The organism is Paenibacillus hodogayensis (assembly GCF_039536325.1).
GTDB classification, from domain to species: domain Bacteria; phylum Bacillota; class Bacilli; order Paenibacillales; family NBRC-103111; genus Paenibacillus_AB; species Paenibacillus_AB hodogayensis.
Map to the genome: position 1 here is coordinate 71,123 of NZ_BAAAYO010000001.1, position 17,023 is coordinate 88,145.

General features: G+C 62.0%; 10 protein-coding genes. 6 read left to right on the forward strand and 4 right to left on the reverse strand.

Translation table 11 applies throughout. The features are described 5' to 3' along the window. Positions 1–365: 365 nt before the first annotated feature. The 6 genes from ABD796_RS00245 (at position 366) to ABD796_RS00270 (ending at position 6,805) form a co-directional block, all read left to right on the forward strand. Positions 366–1,472, forward strand: coding sequence for a GerAB/ArcD/ProY family transporter (locus ABD796_RS00245; RefSeq protein ID WP_344901049.1), 1,107 nt, complete (start codon positions 366–368; stop codon positions 1,470–1,472). Continuing rightward, entirely contained in the window at positions 1,469–2,959 is a 1,491-nt protein-coding gene (locus tag ABD796_RS00250; RefSeq protein ID WP_344901052.1) for a spore germination protein, read from the forward strand. The genes ABD796_RS00245 and ABD796_RS00250 overlap by 4 nt, the downstream gene beginning before the upstream one ends. Next, complete coding sequence (locus ABD796_RS00255; RefSeq protein ID WP_344901055.1) at positions 2,956–4,152, forward strand: Ger(x)C family spore germination protein; 1,197 nt, start codon at positions 2,956–2,958, stop codon at positions 4,150–4,152. The genes ABD796_RS00250 and ABD796_RS00255 overlap by 4 nt, the downstream gene beginning before the upstream one ends. A gap of 72 nt (positions 4,153–4,224) precedes the next feature. After that, positions 4,225–5,202 (forward strand): HD domain-containing phosphohydrolase, encoded by a 978-nt coding sequence (locus ABD796_RS00260; protein ID WP_344901058.1) that lies wholly within the window; start codon positions 4,225–4,227, stop codon positions 5,200–5,202. A 92-nt stretch (positions 5,203–5,294) separates the two neighbouring features. Next, on the forward strand, positions 5,295–6,059 hold the full coding sequence (locus ABD796_RS00265) for an HNH endonuclease (protein WP_344901061.1): 765 nt from the start codon (positions 5,295–5,297) through the stop codon (positions 6,057–6,059). A gap of 32 nt (positions 6,060–6,091) precedes the next feature. Then, positions 6,092–6,805 (forward strand): 4'-phosphopantetheinyl transferase family protein, encoded by a 714-nt coding sequence (locus ABD796_RS00270; protein ID WP_344901064.1) that lies wholly within the window; start codon positions 6,092–6,094, stop codon positions 6,803–6,805. A gap of 101 nt (positions 6,806–6,906) precedes the next feature. Here the strand turns inward: ABD796_RS00270 and ABD796_RS00275 are convergent, their stop codons facing one another. Genes ABD796_RS00275 through ABD796_RS00290 form a run of 4 tightly spaced genes read right to left on the reverse strand, consistent with a single transcriptional unit; the run spans position 6,907 to position 16,978 of the window. Continuing rightward, complete coding sequence (locus tag ABD796_RS00275) at positions 6,907–8,358, reverse strand: MDR family MFS transporter (RefSeq protein ID WP_344901067.1); 1,452 nt, start codon at positions 8,356–8,358, stop codon at positions 6,907–6,909. Next, positions 8,342–8,590, reverse strand: coding sequence for an MbtH family protein (locus ABD796_RS00280; RefSeq protein ID WP_344901070.1), 249 nt, complete (start codon positions 8,588–8,590; stop codon positions 8,342–8,344). The genes ABD796_RS00275 and ABD796_RS00280 overlap by 17 nt, the downstream gene beginning before the upstream one ends. Next, the gene (locus tag ABD796_RS00285) at positions 8,574–15,830 is read right to left on the reverse strand and encodes an amino acid adenylation domain-containing protein (protein WP_344901074.1); all 7,257 of its coding nucleotides are present in this window, start codon (positions 15,828–15,830) and stop codon (positions 8,574–8,576) included. The genes ABD796_RS00280 and ABD796_RS00285 overlap by 17 nt, the downstream gene beginning before the upstream one ends. Positions 15,831–15,835: 5 nt before the next feature. Then, positions 15,836–16,978: an isochorismatase family protein gene (locus ABD796_RS00290; protein ID WP_344901077.1), complete on the reverse strand. Its 1,143-nt coding sequence runs from the start codon at positions 16,976–16,978 to the stop codon at positions 15,836–15,838. Between the last annotated feature and the right edge of the window lie 45 nt (positions 16,979–17,023).

Below are 17,023 nucleotides of genomic sequence, written 5' to 3' on the forward strand. Positions count from 1 at the left end.
ACTCTCCTCCTGGAAGTACATGGTTGTGATCTTCCCCTAATTAAGCGCTTTCTTTTTAAAAATCAAGATCTGCGGGCATAAGGCATTTCCGGAAGCAGCGGGCCCGCATTTAAGTAAATCCGCTACACTTTCAACATGGACGCCCTCCTTACAATAACTTACAAACCGTATTCACATTTACACTATAACAGATAGGACATTTTCGACTCTACGTAACTTTATTGAAATTATTTATGTTTTTTTGTGATCATACGAATATGGGAGTGTGCGGACTTTCCATGCATATCCCTGCATAATAAAGGAAATCATACAAAATGATGCTTGTCGTGCCGCCATTACTTTATTGCTGCAGATGGGAAACCAACATGGGACAATCGAACGGGAATTCTATAGGCAAGATCAGCTTTCTCCAAGTGTTTATGGTCATGATGCTCGTCAACGGCCTGACCAGTCACGTCATCGTCAATCCGCTGCTGCTCGACGCCTCCGGCAGGGACGCCTGGATCTCCGTGATTATGACCGGCTTCGTTTATGTACCTTGGTGCGGATTACTCGTGTATATCATGAAAAAATCCGGCAGACGGAAGCTGCAGGAATGGCTGGCCGAGCGGACGAGCCCGCTCGTCTCGTGGCTTTTTATGATTCCCGTCTTCCTCCAGCTGTATTTGATCGGCTCGATGACGGTAACCCATACGGCGATTTGGACGGTGACCAACTATTTGCCGGCTACCCCGCAATATGTGCTGATTATCATGCTCGTGCTGGTGTGCCATTATGCGGCGATGAACGGTTTGCGCACGATTGCCATCGGCGCCGGCATCTTGCTGCCGACCGTCGTCGGCCTTGGCATCTTCGTGGCGATTTCCAACACCTCCGAGAAAGATTACAACCTGCTGCGCCCCTTTTTGGAAAACGGCTTGCAGCCGCCTGTTCACGGCATGATTTTCGCCGGCGGGGCTTTCGTGGAAATCATCCTTTTGCTATTCGTCCAGCATAGGCTGAAAAACCGGGTGCGGGCTTGGCAGATTATGCTGCTCGGCGTCGTGCTCGTCTATATTACGCTCGGTCCGATTATTGGCGCGATTACCGAATTCGGACCAAAGGAAGCGGCCAAGCAAATGGTATCGCCGTATGAGCAATGGCGGCTCGTCAAGCTTGGCAACTACATCGAGCATGTCGATTTCTTGTCCGTCTACCAATGGCTGGCGGGCGCATCCCTGCGAATCAGCTTTGCCTTGTTCCTGATCTCCGACATGCTGCCGATCCGCAAGGAAAAGGCGCGGCGATGGGTCGTGCTGGGGATTTCGGTCAGCCTGATCGTCGTGGCGCTCTTGACCAGCGACCAGAGCACCTTTTACTTATGGCTGTTCAAAATTTATTTTCCGCTTTCCCTGCTAAACGCGCTAGTGTTGACCGCGGCCTGGGCGATCATCGCCTTGTTCGACAAAACCGCCAAGGAGCAACCGACATGAATACAAACGATCTGGAACGCGCTACATCATGGTCGGAGCAGCAGCTGGAGCAATTGTTCGCCGGATCAGCCGACGTGCAGATTCAGACGTACCGGTTCGGAGAGCGCGATTCCTCCTCCGGAACGATGCTGATCTACTCCGAGGGGCTTTGCGACAGTGGGGAAATCGTCAAAACGGTCCTCCCCGCGCTGAACCGTGCTTATCATGAGAACGGCTTGCAGCATTTGCAGAACGGACGCTCCTTCAGCTCCCTGCCGCTGATCGCCTTGTCCGAGAACGGCCAAGCCAATGCGAAGGATCTGATGGATGCCGTCTACCAAGGAGATCTCGTGATCTCCTTTCTGGAAACCGGCATGCTGTACAAGCTCAATATTTGCCATCGTCCGGAACGGAGTCCTGGGGAATCGAGCACGGAAATTTCCATCAAAGGCCCCAAGGACGGTTTCGTGGAAGATGCGACGATTAATATCGCCCTCATCCGCAAACGGATCCGCAGCAATACGCTTTGCACCGAGACGACTATTCTCGGCCGAAGAACGAGAACGAAGATCGGGCTGCTTTACATAAGCGACATTATTTCCTCCGACATCCTGAAGGAAGTACGCAAACGGTTAAAAAAAATCGATGTGGACGGCATTTACAGCATCAGTCAGCTCGAAGACGCGCTCTCCGACGTCAAATATTCGCTGTTTCCGCTGCTGGACTTTACCGGCCGGCCCGATTATGCAGTAGCCAGCCTGCTGGCGGGCCGCTTCATTATTGTGATCGACGGGAACCCGATGGTACTGATCGGGCCGGCCACGTTCGATCTTCTGCTGAAATCGCCGGAGGACATGCATTTCAATTTCTGGTACGTATCGTTGACCCGGCTCATCCGGGTAATCAGCTTCTGGCTCGCCGTGCTGCTGCCCGGCTTCTGGGTCGCGCTGTCGGCGTTCCACCAGGACCAGTTCCCGTTCCGGTTCATGGCGACCATATCGGTAGCGCGCATCGGCCTGCCCTTGTCGGCGCAGATGGAAATGTTCCTGCTGCTCATGCTGCTGGAAATATTCCGCGAGGCGGGCGTCCGTCTGCCGAGCTCGATCGGCCAGACGCTGACCGTCGTCGGCGGCTTTATTGTAGGCGATGCGGCCATCCGGGCCGGGCTCGTCTCCCCTGCGGTCGTCGTCGTCGGCTCGATTACCGCCGTATCCGGGGCAACGTTGGTGAATCAGTCGCTCGGCACCGTCGTCAGTGTCATGCGGCTCGCCGTGTTTCTCGTCTCCTGCGTGGTCGGCATGTTCGGTTTCATCCTAAGCCTCATCCTGCTTCTGTTCTATATGTCCAAGCTCAGGTCGTTCGGTATTCCGTATCTGGCTCCGATATCCCCGCCGGTATTCAAAGATTTTCTCAAGGCAAACTTTCGTCTTCCCTGGAGCAAAATGACCAGCCGTCCGCAAACGCTCCACACATCCGATCCGGATCACCAGGGAGACGATTCGCCATGAGCGCGGCCGGACACGGGGCAGACGCCCGGGCGGCTTGCGGGACCGCTCGCTTCGTCAAGCTCGTCTGCGCCCTCATGCTGCTCCCTTTGCTAGGCGGCTGCTGGAACTCCAAAGATATTCAGACAATCGCCTACGTCACCGCCATCGGACTCGATTACGCCGACGGCAAATACATCGCGTATGTCCAGGTGCTCAACTTTTCCAATTTAGCGAAAAGCGAAACAACCGAGCTCGGCAAAAACATACCGGTCTGGATCGGCAAAGGAGAAGGGGTCACGGTAACCGAATCGTTCAACAAAATATACTCCACCTCTCAGCTGAGGCTGTTCTGGGGGCATGTGAAGGCGATCGTCTGCAGCGAGAACTACTTGAAGCAAGGCGCTCTCGTCAAAGAAGCGTACGACATGCTCAACCGGTATCGCGAAATCCGCTACAACATTTTGATGTACGGGACGCGCGAGCCGATCCGCGATATTTTCGTGCAAAAATCGCTGTTGAACTTGTCGCCTCTCGATACCCTAATGGATACGCCGACGCAAGCTTATTCGCAGCGTTCGTTCATTTTGCCGGAATACGGATTTAAAGTCATTGCCGAATATAACGAGCCGGCGGAAGCCGCCATGCTCCCCTCTCTCTCGCTCGACCACAATGGATGGACCGAGGACTATAAAGCAAAGCAGATGTTCCGGATCGACGGGGCTTACTTCTTCAGGGGCCAATCGATGAACGGCTGGCTGTCCGAGAAAGACCTTCAGGGCACCCGCTGGCTCCAAAAGAAGCTGCAGCGCTCGCCGATCAACGTTCCGGACGACAAAAATCCCGCTGCGGCGCTTGTCATGATCAAGCCCAAACCGGTCATCACCACCGAATTTAGCAACAACAAGACTTACTACAATATCAGCGTCAGTATTGAATCTTATCTGGACGAGATGGCGCGCAACGTATCGAAAGAGGAACTGGAGCGGATGGCCGCCGAAGTGATCGAAAAACAAATTCGCGACACGTATGCCAAAGGTCTGGAAATCAAAATCGACGTATACAAGCTCGGCGAACAGTTGTACCGGAAAGACCCGGCCAAATGGAAGGAACAACACGGGGACGGCGAGTTCACGCTTACGGAGGATTCCTTGAAGGATGTCCGGGTGAACGTCCGCATGCTGCATTCCGGCAAGTATAAAACAAGATTCGACTGATCCCGGGAAAAGTATGGTAAACTATGGGGGTGGAGGTTTACCTTATACGATACTGCGGGAGAGAGAGAAAAGATGACCGAGTCGCTCAGTTTGTTTCTTAGTTTATCGGATGCCGTCATCATAACGGACGATCGGCATCATATTGTGGACGTAAACCCCGCTTATGAAGCCGTCACCGGCTTCAAAAGGGATACGATCCTTGGGGCGAAGGCGAGCATCGTCAAAAGCCAGTATACGAGCAGGACCACCTATGTCAGCATGTACGATGCGCTGGAGCGGGGCGAAAGCTGGTCCGGCATATTCATTAACAAAAAACGCAATGGCAAACTGTGGCATTCGTCCATCTCGATCAATCCGTACCGGATTGACGATCAAAACTATTACGTCGGCATATTCCGCGAGCTGGAGCATCTGGAGGAAGGCGTCTACATCGGCGAGGAGCGGAGAAGCAGCATTCAAGGCGTTCTGTTGAAGGTGCTGGCCATTTCCTGCGAAATCCGCGACCCCGCGATCGAAGATCATCTGCTCCGCGTGCAGCGCTACACCGAAAGCTTGATAAACCGCCACAACGAAAGGCAATCGCTCTCCAGGTCGGAAGACTACGTGCAAAGCGTTATCCATTCGAGTATTTTGCACGATATCGGCAAGTCGGGCATTCCGGAGGGCATTTTGTACAAGCCCGGCCCGTTGACCGGCTATGAAAGACTGATCGTCGAGATGCATCCGCTGATCGGCGTCGATATTTTGGAGAAGATCGACCGGGAGCTGAGCGACAGCTTCTTCAAAACGCGGCTTTCCGTCGCCCGCAACATCATTCTCCATCATCACGAGAAATGGGACGGCTCCGGATATCCGTCCAAGCTTGCGGGTACGGATATTCCGTTGGAGGCGAGGATCGTCAGCGTCGTCGACGTGTTCGACGCGCTGACCTCCAGAAGACCTTACAAAGATACATGGACGAAAGAGCAGGCTATCGCTTATTTGCTGCAAAACCGCGGCATCGCGTTCGACCCGGACGTAGTCGACTCATTCGTCTCCGTCCATGGCTGACGCGGCTTGCGGGACATGCCACGGATCCGTGCATGCTATTTACTACCGCCCCTACGCGGGCCGATGATGTTAACAGTTCGAGGTGCTGCCTGATGAGTACGGACGCGCGCAATATCGTGCAAGACCGAACAGACGAAGAGCAACAAGACCCCTCCGGTACGAAGCTTTGCACGCATTGCGGCCAGCTTCGGCCGGTGACCGATTTTTTGCGGCGAACGGGCAAACGCTCCGGAAAAGCGTCCCGCCGCGGGACATGCAAGCATTGCCGCAAAAAGCAAAACAACGGCGCGTCCGGCGATCCCGCAGCAGCTCCGCGACAGGAAACGAAGGCGGGCCGGAACGAAGCCGCCTCATTGCAACCGCTGCCGGCATACGCCGCCGACCCGCTTGCCGAAGCGCTTACGCCCGATGCTGCGGAGCCGCCGAAGCGGAGAACGAAACGGCCGCTTCCGGAGCTGCCGCCGCGCCCCGAAGGACCCGACGCCTCCGTGCTGCGGCCTACGCGCGAAGGGATTGTCCGGATGCGCGGTAAAACCGACAAAGGGCGGCGCTGGCATCAGGAAACCGATCTGGACACGGCGGTGACGCTCGTCCGCGAGCATGCGGCAGTCGTCGTCAACCGTCATACGATACGGCGCATTTACAACAACAAATCCTTTCGGCGCTTCATTCTGGCGCGGGACCGGAATATTTGCCATTTCTGCGGAGAGTATGGCGATACGATCGATCATCTGCTACCGCGCGCAAAAGGCGGGCATACGACGCCGGCCAACTGCGTGTGCGCCTGCAATCTGTGCAATCAGACGAAGGCCGCTCTCAGCCTGGACGAGTTTATGGAAAGCTTCGAGGACGATTGAGCGGTCCGAACCGCACAAGCCGGGAGGTGAACATGCTGATTACGATAGACGCCGTCTACGTTCCGGAATCGCTTCCCGAGGCATCCATACGCGAATGGACAAGCCGGATTGCGCCGGACAAGCGGCGTAAAATCGCCAAATTCGTGCGCCAGGAAGACCGGTACCGCGCCCTGCTCGGAGAGCTGCTTATCCGCTCGACCGTAATCGGCCATACGCCGCTTAGAAATGCGGATATCCGCTATGCGTATAACGAGTACGGCAAGCCGTCTCTCGAGAACGGAACGAATTTTTCGTTCAATCTGTCCCACTCCGGACGCTGGGTCGTCCTGGCCTGGAGCGCAAGCCGACTGCCGCTCGGCGTCGATGTCGAACAGATCGCGCCCGTCGACTTCCGTATCGCGGAAAGCTTCTTTTCGCCGAAGGAGAGTGCGGCCTTGTTCGCCCGGCCAGACGAGGAGCGGCTGCATTACTTTTACCGGCTGTGGACGTTGAAGGAAAGCTACATCAAAGCATTGGGCAAAGGACTTTCGATGCCTCTCGACCGGTTTACAGTCATGCCGACGGGCTCGGACGGGTGGCATTCTCCGGAAGCTCCGGACTATCGCTTCGTCAGCTTCCCGCTCGACGCCGGTCATCTGGCGGCAGCCTGCTCCTCGTCGGATGCGCTGCCCGGCGAAGCGCGCATCCTTTCGTGGGACGAGCTGCAGGAGCGATTGTTGCGGGAGCCGCCTCTCGCGGAAAGCTGATTTCATTCCTTAACCGACAAAACCTCCGGGTACCGTGGCGCAATTGCGCCATTGGGTACCCGGAGGTTTTGTGTTTTGTACTCCGTAACGTAAAAACCGCGCTACTTTCCTGCCGCCGGCACGGCGTCATCAGCCGGCCGGGACGGTGCGCGCTTGCGCATCGTGGCGGCGGCATCCGCATCGCGGATCGTCAGCGCGAACGACAGCCCGATCAGCAGGAAGGCCGCGGCGCCGAAGAGGGCGATCCGGTAAGCGGTCAGATCGGCCGGTCCTGCTTCGGCCGCACCACTTGCTGCCGGGCCGAGCGCGCTCAGCACGGCGGCCAGAACGGCTACGCCGAGAGCGGAGCCGAGCCGGTTTTGAACGGTAAACAAGGTCGACGCCCGTCCCATCGAAGGCGGGGGAACATTCGCGAACGAGGCGACCTGCACCGCCCCGACGGCATGGCCGAGCGTAACGCCGATGCCGAACATCAGCGCGCGCAGCCCCCATGGATTGCTATCCTGACCGCTCAGCGCGAGCGCCGCGAAGACGACGATAGCCCCAAGCAGCGCCGCGCACACCAGCCGACGCGGACCGAACCGCTGGTAAGACCAAGGAACGAGCTGGGAGGCCAGCATCAAGCCGAGCGCCTCTGGGAACGTCGTCAGGCCGGTTTCGAGCGCAGACGCCTGACGCGCTTCCTGGTACATGAGCGGAAAGACGTACAGCATGCCGAGCAGACCCGCGGCCGAGCAGACCGATACGAGACCCATCGTCCGGAACAATCGATCGCCAAGCAGCCGCAGGTTGAGCATCGGCTGGGCGACGCGCAGCTCGACGAAGACGAGCGCCGCGAGCAGAAGCAGTCCCGCGGCGACTGCGCCGACAATGACGGGCGAGCCCCACCCGTGCGCCGCGCCTTCGCTCAAGGCGTAGACGGCCAGAGCGAAGCCTGGGGCGGACAGCAGGAAGCCGGCCCAATCGAGCCTCCCCGCGCCGGGCTCGGCATGCTCGCGCAAGTAAAGCAGCCCAAACAGCAGAGCGAATGCGCCAATCGGCAGATTGATGTAAAAGATCCACCGCCATGACAAAGCGTCCACGAGCAGGCCGCTGACGATCGGCCCCAGCGCCGGGGCGACGGCAATCGGCAGCACGAGCGTTCGCGATACCTTCGCCCGCTCCTGCGGCGGGAACGTCCGGAACAGCATAGCCATTCCGACCGGCGTGAGCAGCCCGCCGCCGGCGCCCTGAAGCACGCGGTACAAAGTCAGCTCGCTGATGCTCCCCGCCGTTCCGCAGAGCGCGGAAGCCGCCGTAAACGCGCCGAGCGCGAGCAGGAATACCCGCTTCGTCCCCCAACGGTCGCCCAGCCATCCGGCAACGGGAATGACGACCGCCAGACTGACCAAGTACCCGATATTGATCGAGCCGGCCGCCGCCGGGGCGACCCCGAGATCGCCCGAGATCGTCCGCAGCGCCACGTTGACGATCGTCGCATCCATGGCGGCCATGAACATCGCGGCCACGTACACGATGCTGACGACGGCTTTCGGATCAAGCCTCCGGCTCATCGCCGTTCACCCCGTCCGCGCCCGGCAGCGCGGCCGCTTGCCGCAGGCTGAGCGGACGCATGTCGGTCCATTGCGCCCCGATATAGTCGAGGCAGGCGTGCCGGCTTTGCCGCTCATAGACGACCTGCCAACCGCTCGGCACGTCCACGAAGGCCGGCCACAGCGAATATTGGCCTTCCTCGTTGATCAGCACCTGATAGACGCCGTCGGCTTGCTCAAACGGATTGTTCATGGATCATTTCCCTCCCCTTCGTTCCCATTGCTTCGCCGTTCAAGGCGTTCAGCTTCGCCGCAAGCACCCGCCCGATCTCGGCAAGCGGTCCCGGCTGACATAGATCCTTATGCCGGCATGCGATATCCAACTGCTCGATGCGGCCGGCGATATACGGCGCCCACGTTTCCGGAGCGATCGGTTCGAACCAGTCCGGTATGATAGTGGAGCGGAAAAACAGCAGATCGCCTTCATATTTGCGGGGGACATAGGTGCCCAGCAGCCGCACCGAGTTGACGTACGTTTCCTTCAAATTCACGATCGTCTGCTCTTCCAAGCTGGCCAGCGCGCTTCCGTCGCGGCGGAGAATGTCCATTGCGGCGGCCTGCGTCAACGGCTCGTTCCCCATGGTGTCCGGATCGTAGCCGCCCAGCGCAAGCAGAGCGATCAGCGCTTCCTCCTCGTCCGGTCCCCCTTTGAGCGGCAAATAATGGCTCGGGTAGGCGTCGAGCATCGCCAGCAGCTCGACACGCTCGCCTTCGTCCTGAAGCCGGGCGGCAATCGCTTGAACGACGTTGCCTCCGAGCGACCAGCCGAGCAGTCGGTACGGTCCGGCAGGCTGTACGGAACGGATATGGGCGATATAATCCGCGGCCATCTCCTCCAGCGTGCCGGGCAGCTCCTCCCGTCTGCCGATGCCCCTCGCCTGCAGGCCGTAGATCGGAACGTCCGAGCCGAGCGCTTTGATCAAGCCGGCATAGCACCAGCTCAAACCTCCGGCCGGGTGGACGCAGAACAGAGGCAGGCTCGCCCCGTTCGTCCGAAGCGGCAGCAGCACGCCCAGAGCCCCTTCGCTGCCCCCGGTTTCCAGCCGTTCGGCCAGCCCCGCCACCGTCGGCGCCTCGAACAACAGGCCGATGCCCGGCTCGACGCCAAGCGCTTCGCGGATTCCGCTCATGAGACGGACCGCCAGCAGCGAATGCCCGCCAAGATCGAAGAAACCGTCGTCGATGCCGACCTTGGGCAAGCCGAGCACCTCGGCGAACAAATCGCACAATACTTCCTCGCGCGGCGTGCGGGGTCCTCGGCCGGCGGCAGGCGCCCCCGTCTCCGGCGCGGGCAGCGCCTTGCGGTCCAGCTTGCCGTTGGACGTCAACGGCAGAGCCGCCATCATGGAGAACGAGGACGGCACCATATAGTCCGGCAAGCTGACTGCGGCATGCCGGCGCAATTGTGCCGGCTCCGGCACCATCCCCGGAGAAGGCACGATATAAGCGGTCAGCCGTTTATCGCCGGGGTTGTCCTCGCGCACGACGACCGCAGTCTGGGCGACCGCCGGATGACGGGACAGCACGGCCTCGATCTCGCCCAGCTCGATGCGGAAGCCGCGGATTTTCACCTGATGATCGGCGCGGCCGATATAGTCGAGCGAGCCGTCCGCCAGCCGGCGGGCCAGATCGCCCGTCCGATACATCCGGGAGCCCGGAGGCCCGAACGGATCGGCTACGAAGCGCTCGGCCGTCAAGCCGGGGCGTCCCGCATAACCGCGCGCCAGACCTTCCCCGGCCACGTACATCTCTCCGGCCACGCCAGGTGGCAGCGGCTGCAAGCGGCCGTCCAGCACATAGACGCGCAGATCGGGGATCGGCACTCCGATCAGACTGCTTGCTCCGCCACCGGCGGTTTGCCGGTCCAGCGCCTTGTAGCTGACGTGCACCGTCGTCTCCGTAATGCCGTACATGTTCACAAGCGTCGGCGCGTCGTCCGCATGCCGCGAATACCAATCCTCCAGACGGCCGAGTTCCAACGCTTCCCCGCCGAAGATGACATACCGCAGCGCCAGCTCCCGGCCAACATCGGGATGCTCGGCATCGGCCTGCATCAGCTGATAAAACGCCGAGGGCGTCTGGTTCAGCACCGTAACGCGCTCATCCGCCAGCAGCCGCAAAAATTCCGCCGGCGAGCGGCTCACCGTATGCGGCACGACGACGAGACGGCCCCCGTACAGCAGAGCTCCCCACAGCTCCCACACGGAAAAATCGAACGCATACGAATGGAACAGCGTCCATGCGTCATCGGAGCCGAAGCCGTACCAATGCTCCGTTGCGGCGAACAGCCGGACGACGTTGGCATGCGGGATGACGACGCCCTTCGGGACGCCCGTCGAGCCCGACGTATAGATGATGTAAGCCGGACTGAACGGCGACAGCGGTTCCGTGCGATCGTCGTCCGCGGGGTCGCGGTCCGGGCAGCGGCCGAGCGCGGCCTTCGTCTCCGGCTTGTCCAGCGTCAACAGCGGCGTCGTCATGCCGGCGGGCAGCTTGGCGGCGGACTGCGCATCGGCGATCGCGAACGCCGGCTTCGCATCCTCGAGCATGAAGGCCAGCCGGTCCTGCGGATAATCCGGGTCGAGCGGCAAATATGCCGCCCCGGCCTTCAGCACGGCCAACAGTCCGACGACCAGATCCGCCTTTCTCGGCAAAGCCAGCGCGACGACCTGCTCCGGACCTACGCCCTGTCCGATCAGCCAATGGGCCAACCGGTTGGCGCTGCGATTCAGCTCGCCGTAGGTGAGAGCCTCGTCCCCGCACACGACGGCGACCGCGTCGGGACGAAGCGCCGCCTGTTTCCCGAACAGCTCCGGCAAGCACGCTTCGGGGCGGATTGCGGCGCTCCCGCTCCATTCGTCAAGCAGATGCGCGCGTTCCTCGGGCGCCAAAATGTCCAGGCCTCCGATCCGCTGATCAGGGGCGGCCGCGGCAGCCTCCAGCAGACGGACGAGCCGTTCGGCCATCGACCGGACGGATGCCGGCTCGAACAGATCGGCGCTGTACTCGACCAGGCCGTCCAGGCCGTCCGCGGAGCCGTCCGCCGCTCGCCGCTCGCAAAGCTCCACCGTCAAATCGAATTTGGCCGAGCCAACGCCGCTAATGTACAGATCGGCTTGCACGTCCGGCAGCTCCAGGACGGCATCCGGCGTATTTTGCAGCACGAGCATGATCTGGAACAGCGGGTGTCGGGAACGGGAACGGGCCGGATTCAGCACCTCTACCAGACGCTCGAACGGCACGTCCTGATGCTCGTATGCGGCCAGATCGGCTTCGCGCACTTTGGTGAGCAGTTCGCGAAAGCTCGGATCGCCGGATGTGTCCGTCCGCAGCACGAGCGTATTGACGAACAGTCCGACCAGCTCGTCCAACGCGTCGTCGCTGCGCCCGGCGACCGGGCTGCCGATCGGAATATCCGTACCGGCGCCAAGCCGGGTAAGCAGCGCGGCCAAGCCCGCTTGCAGCACCATGAACAGGCTGGCCCGCCCTTCCCGGGCAAGCCCGAGCAGACGCCCGTGCAGCTCGCGTTCGATGCGGAAAGCGACCGTCCCGCCGAGATAGCTGGCCTCGGCCGGACGCGAACGGTCGGCCGGCAGCTCCAATTGGTCCGGCAAATCGCGCAGCGCGCCTTTCCAATACGCCAGCTGCGAAGCGATCAGACTGCCGGGGTCGCTCTCGCTGCCAAGCAGCCGCTGCTGCCAGAGGGCGTAGTCGGCGTACTGGACGGGCAGCGGAAGCCATACAGGGGGCTCGCCTTGACGGCGAGCCGCATAGGCGGCCGCCAGATCGCGGGCAAGCGGGGTCAACGACCAGCCGTCTCCGACGATATGATGCACCAGCAGCAGCAGCACGTGCTCCTGCGGGGACATTGCAAACAACTCCGCGCGGAAGGCAGGCTCCCGGGACAGCTCGAAGCTGTACCGTACCGCGGCTTCAATCGACCCGACGAGCTCCTCATCACCGAGCTCCGTCACGTGAAGCGGCGGCCGCGCCTCATCGGCAGGCAGCACCAGTTGACGAGCCGTTCCGCCTGTTTGCGGAAAGATCGTGCGCAGCGGCTCATGCCGTCCGGCGACGTCGCCGAGCGCCGCTGTGAGCGCTTCGCGGTCCAGCGATCCGTTCAGACGAATGACTAGCGGAATATTGTAGGTCGGACTCGGTCCTTCCATACAATACAGAAACCACAGTCGCCGTTGAGCGAATGAAAGCGGGATTTGCTCCGGCCTGGCGGCAGGCCGTACCGCCGGACGCGCCGATTGCGCCTGGTCGAGCCGCTTCGCTACGCCGCTCACGGTCGGCGCGTCGAACAGCTGGCCGATCCCGAGCTCCACGCCGAAAGCGTCGCGAATGCGCGCCGTCAGCCGTCCGGCCAGCAGCGAATGGCCGCCGAGATCGAAAAAACCGTCGTCGATGCCGACCTTCGGCAAGCCGAGCACCTCGGCAAACAAGCCGCACAGCATCTCCTCTTGCGGCGTTCGCGGCGCCCGACCGGCGGACGCTGCGGACAGATCGGGCGCCGGCAGCGCCTTGCGGTCGATTTTGCCGTTGGGCGTCAAGGGAAGTTCGTCCATCGTCACGAATGCGGAAGGCACCATGTAGTCCGGCAGGCTTGCGGTTGCATGACGGCGCAGCTCGGCCGGATCGGCCGCCGTCCCTGCTGCGGGAACGATGTACGCGACGAGACGCTTGTCGCCAGGCTGGTCCTCGCGCGCCACGACCGTCGTCTGGGCGACCGCCGGATGCCGCGCCAGCAGCGCCTCGATCTCGCCGAGCTCGATGCGGAAGCCGCGGATTTTGACCTGATGGTCCGCCCGGCCGGCGTAATCCAACGAGCCGTCCGGCAGCCAGCGGGCCAAGTCGCCCGTCCGGTACATCCGCGAGCCCGGTGGGCCGAACGGGTCGGCCACGAACCGTTCGGCGGTCAAGTCCGGACGCCCCAGATAGCCGCGGGCCAAGCCGGAGCCGGCTATGTACAGATCGCCGACCACGCCCTGCGGAAGCGGCTGCAGCCCGACGTCGAGCACATACACTCGCGTATTGAGTATCGGGCGGCCGATCGGCGGCGTCCCCGCCCGCTCCTCATGCAGCGGAGCGGCTGTCGACCATACGGTCGTCTCGGTCGGCCCGTACAGGTTCGTCACCCGGCAATCGACCGCCTGCAGCGCCAGCTTCAGCCCGACCGGCAGCGCTTCTCCTCCGACGAGCACGCGCAGGCCGCGAACGCATTCAGGGTCGTGCGCGACGAGCGCGTGCCAAAGCGTCGGCGTCGCCTGCATGATCGTCGCTCCGCTGGCGGCGATCCGCTCCGCCAAGGCGGGCGTATCCTGGATCGTCTCCTTGCGGATTAGCACAATGCGAGCGCCGCGAACGAGCGGCAGCAGCAGCTCGAGAACGGCGATATCGAACGCGATCGTCGTTACCGCCAGCAGCCGGTCGGCGGCATCGAGATAAAACTGCCGCTGCATCGCTTCCATGAAGTTGAGCAGGTTGCCGAACGTCACGACGACTCCCTTCGGCCTGCCGGTGGAGCCCGACGTATAGATGACGTAGGCCGGGTCGTGCGGCGAAGGCGTCCGTTCCGGCAGAGCGGCCTCCAGATCGGCCGCCGGATACGTTTCCAGCTCGGCGGCCGTGACCGGGTCGTCCAGCACGATACGCACGGCCGGTGCGACGAGAGCGTCGCACGCTGCCGAAGCCGCGGCTTCGGCAAGACGCCCGCCGGTTTGCGCGGTCGTCAGGAGACAGGCCGCACGCGCGTCGGCCAGCACATAAGCGATCCGATCGGCCGGATAGTCGGGGTCGAGCGGCACATACGCCGCGCCCGTCTTCTGGACGGCCAGCAGCGCCGCGACCATATCCGCGGAACGCGGCAGCGCCAGGGCGACGATCCGCTCCGGCCCGATTCCCCGGGCGAGCAGCAGCCGGGCGAGCCGGTTAGCCCGGCCGTTCAGCTCCGCATACGTAAGCGACGATCCGTCGCATTCGAGGGCAATCGCGTGCGGCGTTTTGGCCGCCTGCGCCTCGAACAGCTGCGCCGGGTACGGGGAACGAAGCGGATGCGCCGTCGCGTTCCAAGCCGTCACGACGTCGCGTCTCTCCTCAGGCAGCAGCAAACCGAAGCTCCCTACGGGCTGGGCCGGATTGCTTGCCGCAACGGTCGTCACACTTTCGAGCAGCAGGAGCAGCCGCTTTCGGTGCGCCTCCGCTTCGTCCCGGCTGTACGCCGCCGGATTGGCATCCACGTCGATCCGCAAGCCCCCGCCGTCGCCGCGGTCGTATACGTTAATGGACAAGTCGTCGACGGGTCCGGCCGACACGTTGTGAGTCGTTCCCTTGCATTCGGCAAAGCGGAGCGCGTAGTCGAATGGCATGACGTTAATCAGCGGGCCGAACAGCCGCCGGTTGTCGCCGAGCAGCTTCAGATCGCGGCGCAGCTGCTCGTGACGGTAGCCCTGGCGAGTGCGAATCGCGCGGATTTCCCCGGCGACCTGGCGCACCAGCTCCGACAGCGCCATATCCGGACGCACCGTAAGCCGCAGCGGGAGCAGGTTGACGACCATGCCAGGAATGCGCAGCGACACCGAGCCGAGCCGCCCCATCATTGGCAGCCCCAAAATCACGTCGGGCGCCCCAGTCAGCCGGTGCACGTAAAGCGCCGTGGCGGCGATGACCAGCTCGGACCAGCTTGCCGAAATCCGCGCAGCTGCTTGGCGAAGCCGTTCCGCCGTATCCGGGGGAAGCGCCGCGGTCGACCGCAGGAAGCTTCGGGACGTGCGCGGCGCCCGATCGGCCAGGCTGACCGCTGCCGGCTCGTCGGCGAACCGGTCCAGCCAGAAGCGCCGGTCCTCCTCCAGCTTCCCGGAGTCGCGGTACGCCGCGTCCTCCTCAACGATTTGCCGGAGATGACCGAAGCTTCGCCCGCCGTCGGGCTTCACGCCGAGGAAAGCCGTGTACAGCTCGGCCACCCTGCGGGCGATCAGGGAGAAGCCGAAGCCGTCAAGCGCGATATGATGCGCGCGCTGATACCATAGATGACGGTCGGGGGCCAGCCTCAGCAGCGCCTCTGCGAACAGCGGGCCGCAGCCCAAGTCGACGGGGCGGGCCAAATCCGCCTTCATCCAAGCCTCCGCCGCTTGCAGTGGTTCGGGCTCTCCGCTAAAGTCGGCGAAATGAAGCGTCCAGTCGTCGGCGGCTTCCTCTGCGAGCGCCTGCCACGGACCGTCCTCGTTTTCCCCATAGCGGACATGCAGCGTATCCGCCTCGGCTACCGTTTGCCGCAGCGCTTCTTCGAACCGTTTCGCATCGAGCGGGCCTTCGATCTCTACGTACTCCGCGGTATTGAATATCGGGCTCTCCGGATCGAGCCGCTGGGCGAACCAGATGCCGGCTTGGGCGCCGGTTAAAGGCCAGCGGGCCTCATGACGTTCCGACACAAGCGCTACCTCCTTCCTATCGCAAAATAGTCGCCATTCGGCAAAACCGCCTGCGCCCGCGACGACAGCAGCCCCCACCAGGCGTCAAGCGTTGGCCGCTCGGCCAGCTCGACGAAGGAGATTTCCGCGCCGGCACGGCGCCAGCGCTCCACGAGACTCATCATGCGAACCGAATCGAGTCCCAAGTCGATCAGGTTATCCGCCTCTCCGATCGTCGACGGCGCCTCGCCGACAAGCTCGGCCACCTGCTCGCGGACGAGCCGGAGCGACAGCGCCTGCCCCGGCGAACCCTCGACCGCCGAAGAAAGCCCAGACTCTGCCGCAGCCTCGATGTCGGACGCCGACTCCGCGACGACGGGTACACCGCCCGATGCCGCCCGAGACGATTCGCGGCCGAACGCCGCCGCTTCGCTTATTGCCGTGACCGTACCGTGCGATGGCTTATGGGCGGCAAGTCGTTCCGCAACCCCCGCCGGAGCCGACGCTTCCGCCCTATGCGAGCCATCCCCGTCCGGCTGCAGCTCGTCCAACAGCCGCTGCGCGGACAGCACGACGGCGCAGCGCTCGGCGGCATACGTAAGCGCCATGCGATGGTGATCGGCGCTGAAGTCCGCCACGGCGTCGGCGACGAAGAAAGGCTGAACGTCCTGCATGAAGGCGTCGCACGCCGTCATCAGGCAGCCGATGTGCGCGTAGATGCCGCAGACGATCAACTGGTCGCGACCGGCCTTGTGCAGCAGCTCCAGCAAATTCGTTTTGCAGAAGGCGCTGTACCGCCATTTGGTCAGCACGGTATCTCCTTCTACCGGCGCCAGCTCCTCGACAATCCGCTTCTGGTAAGGGCCGTCGTCGATGCCCGGACCCCAAAAGTCGAGCAGCAGAGCCCGCTGCTCGGGCGTCTGCCCGCCGGGCTGCGCCGTGTAAATGACTGGAATGCCCAGGCCGGAGCATACGCTGCGCAGCCGTTTAATGTTCGCCAGCAGCTCCGAAGCCGGAGATTGGCCGGCCGTAAACGCATCTAGGAAATATTGCTGCATGTCATGGATCAGCAAAACCGAACGTCCGGCTTCCGGCTTCCAAGACACTTTATTGTTCGGCAAATCGGATGCCGTCGGCATCGTATATGGCAATATGGCAGGAAGCGCCACGATGATCCCTCATTTCTTCGTATGGTTTCCGTTCCGTATTCCGTC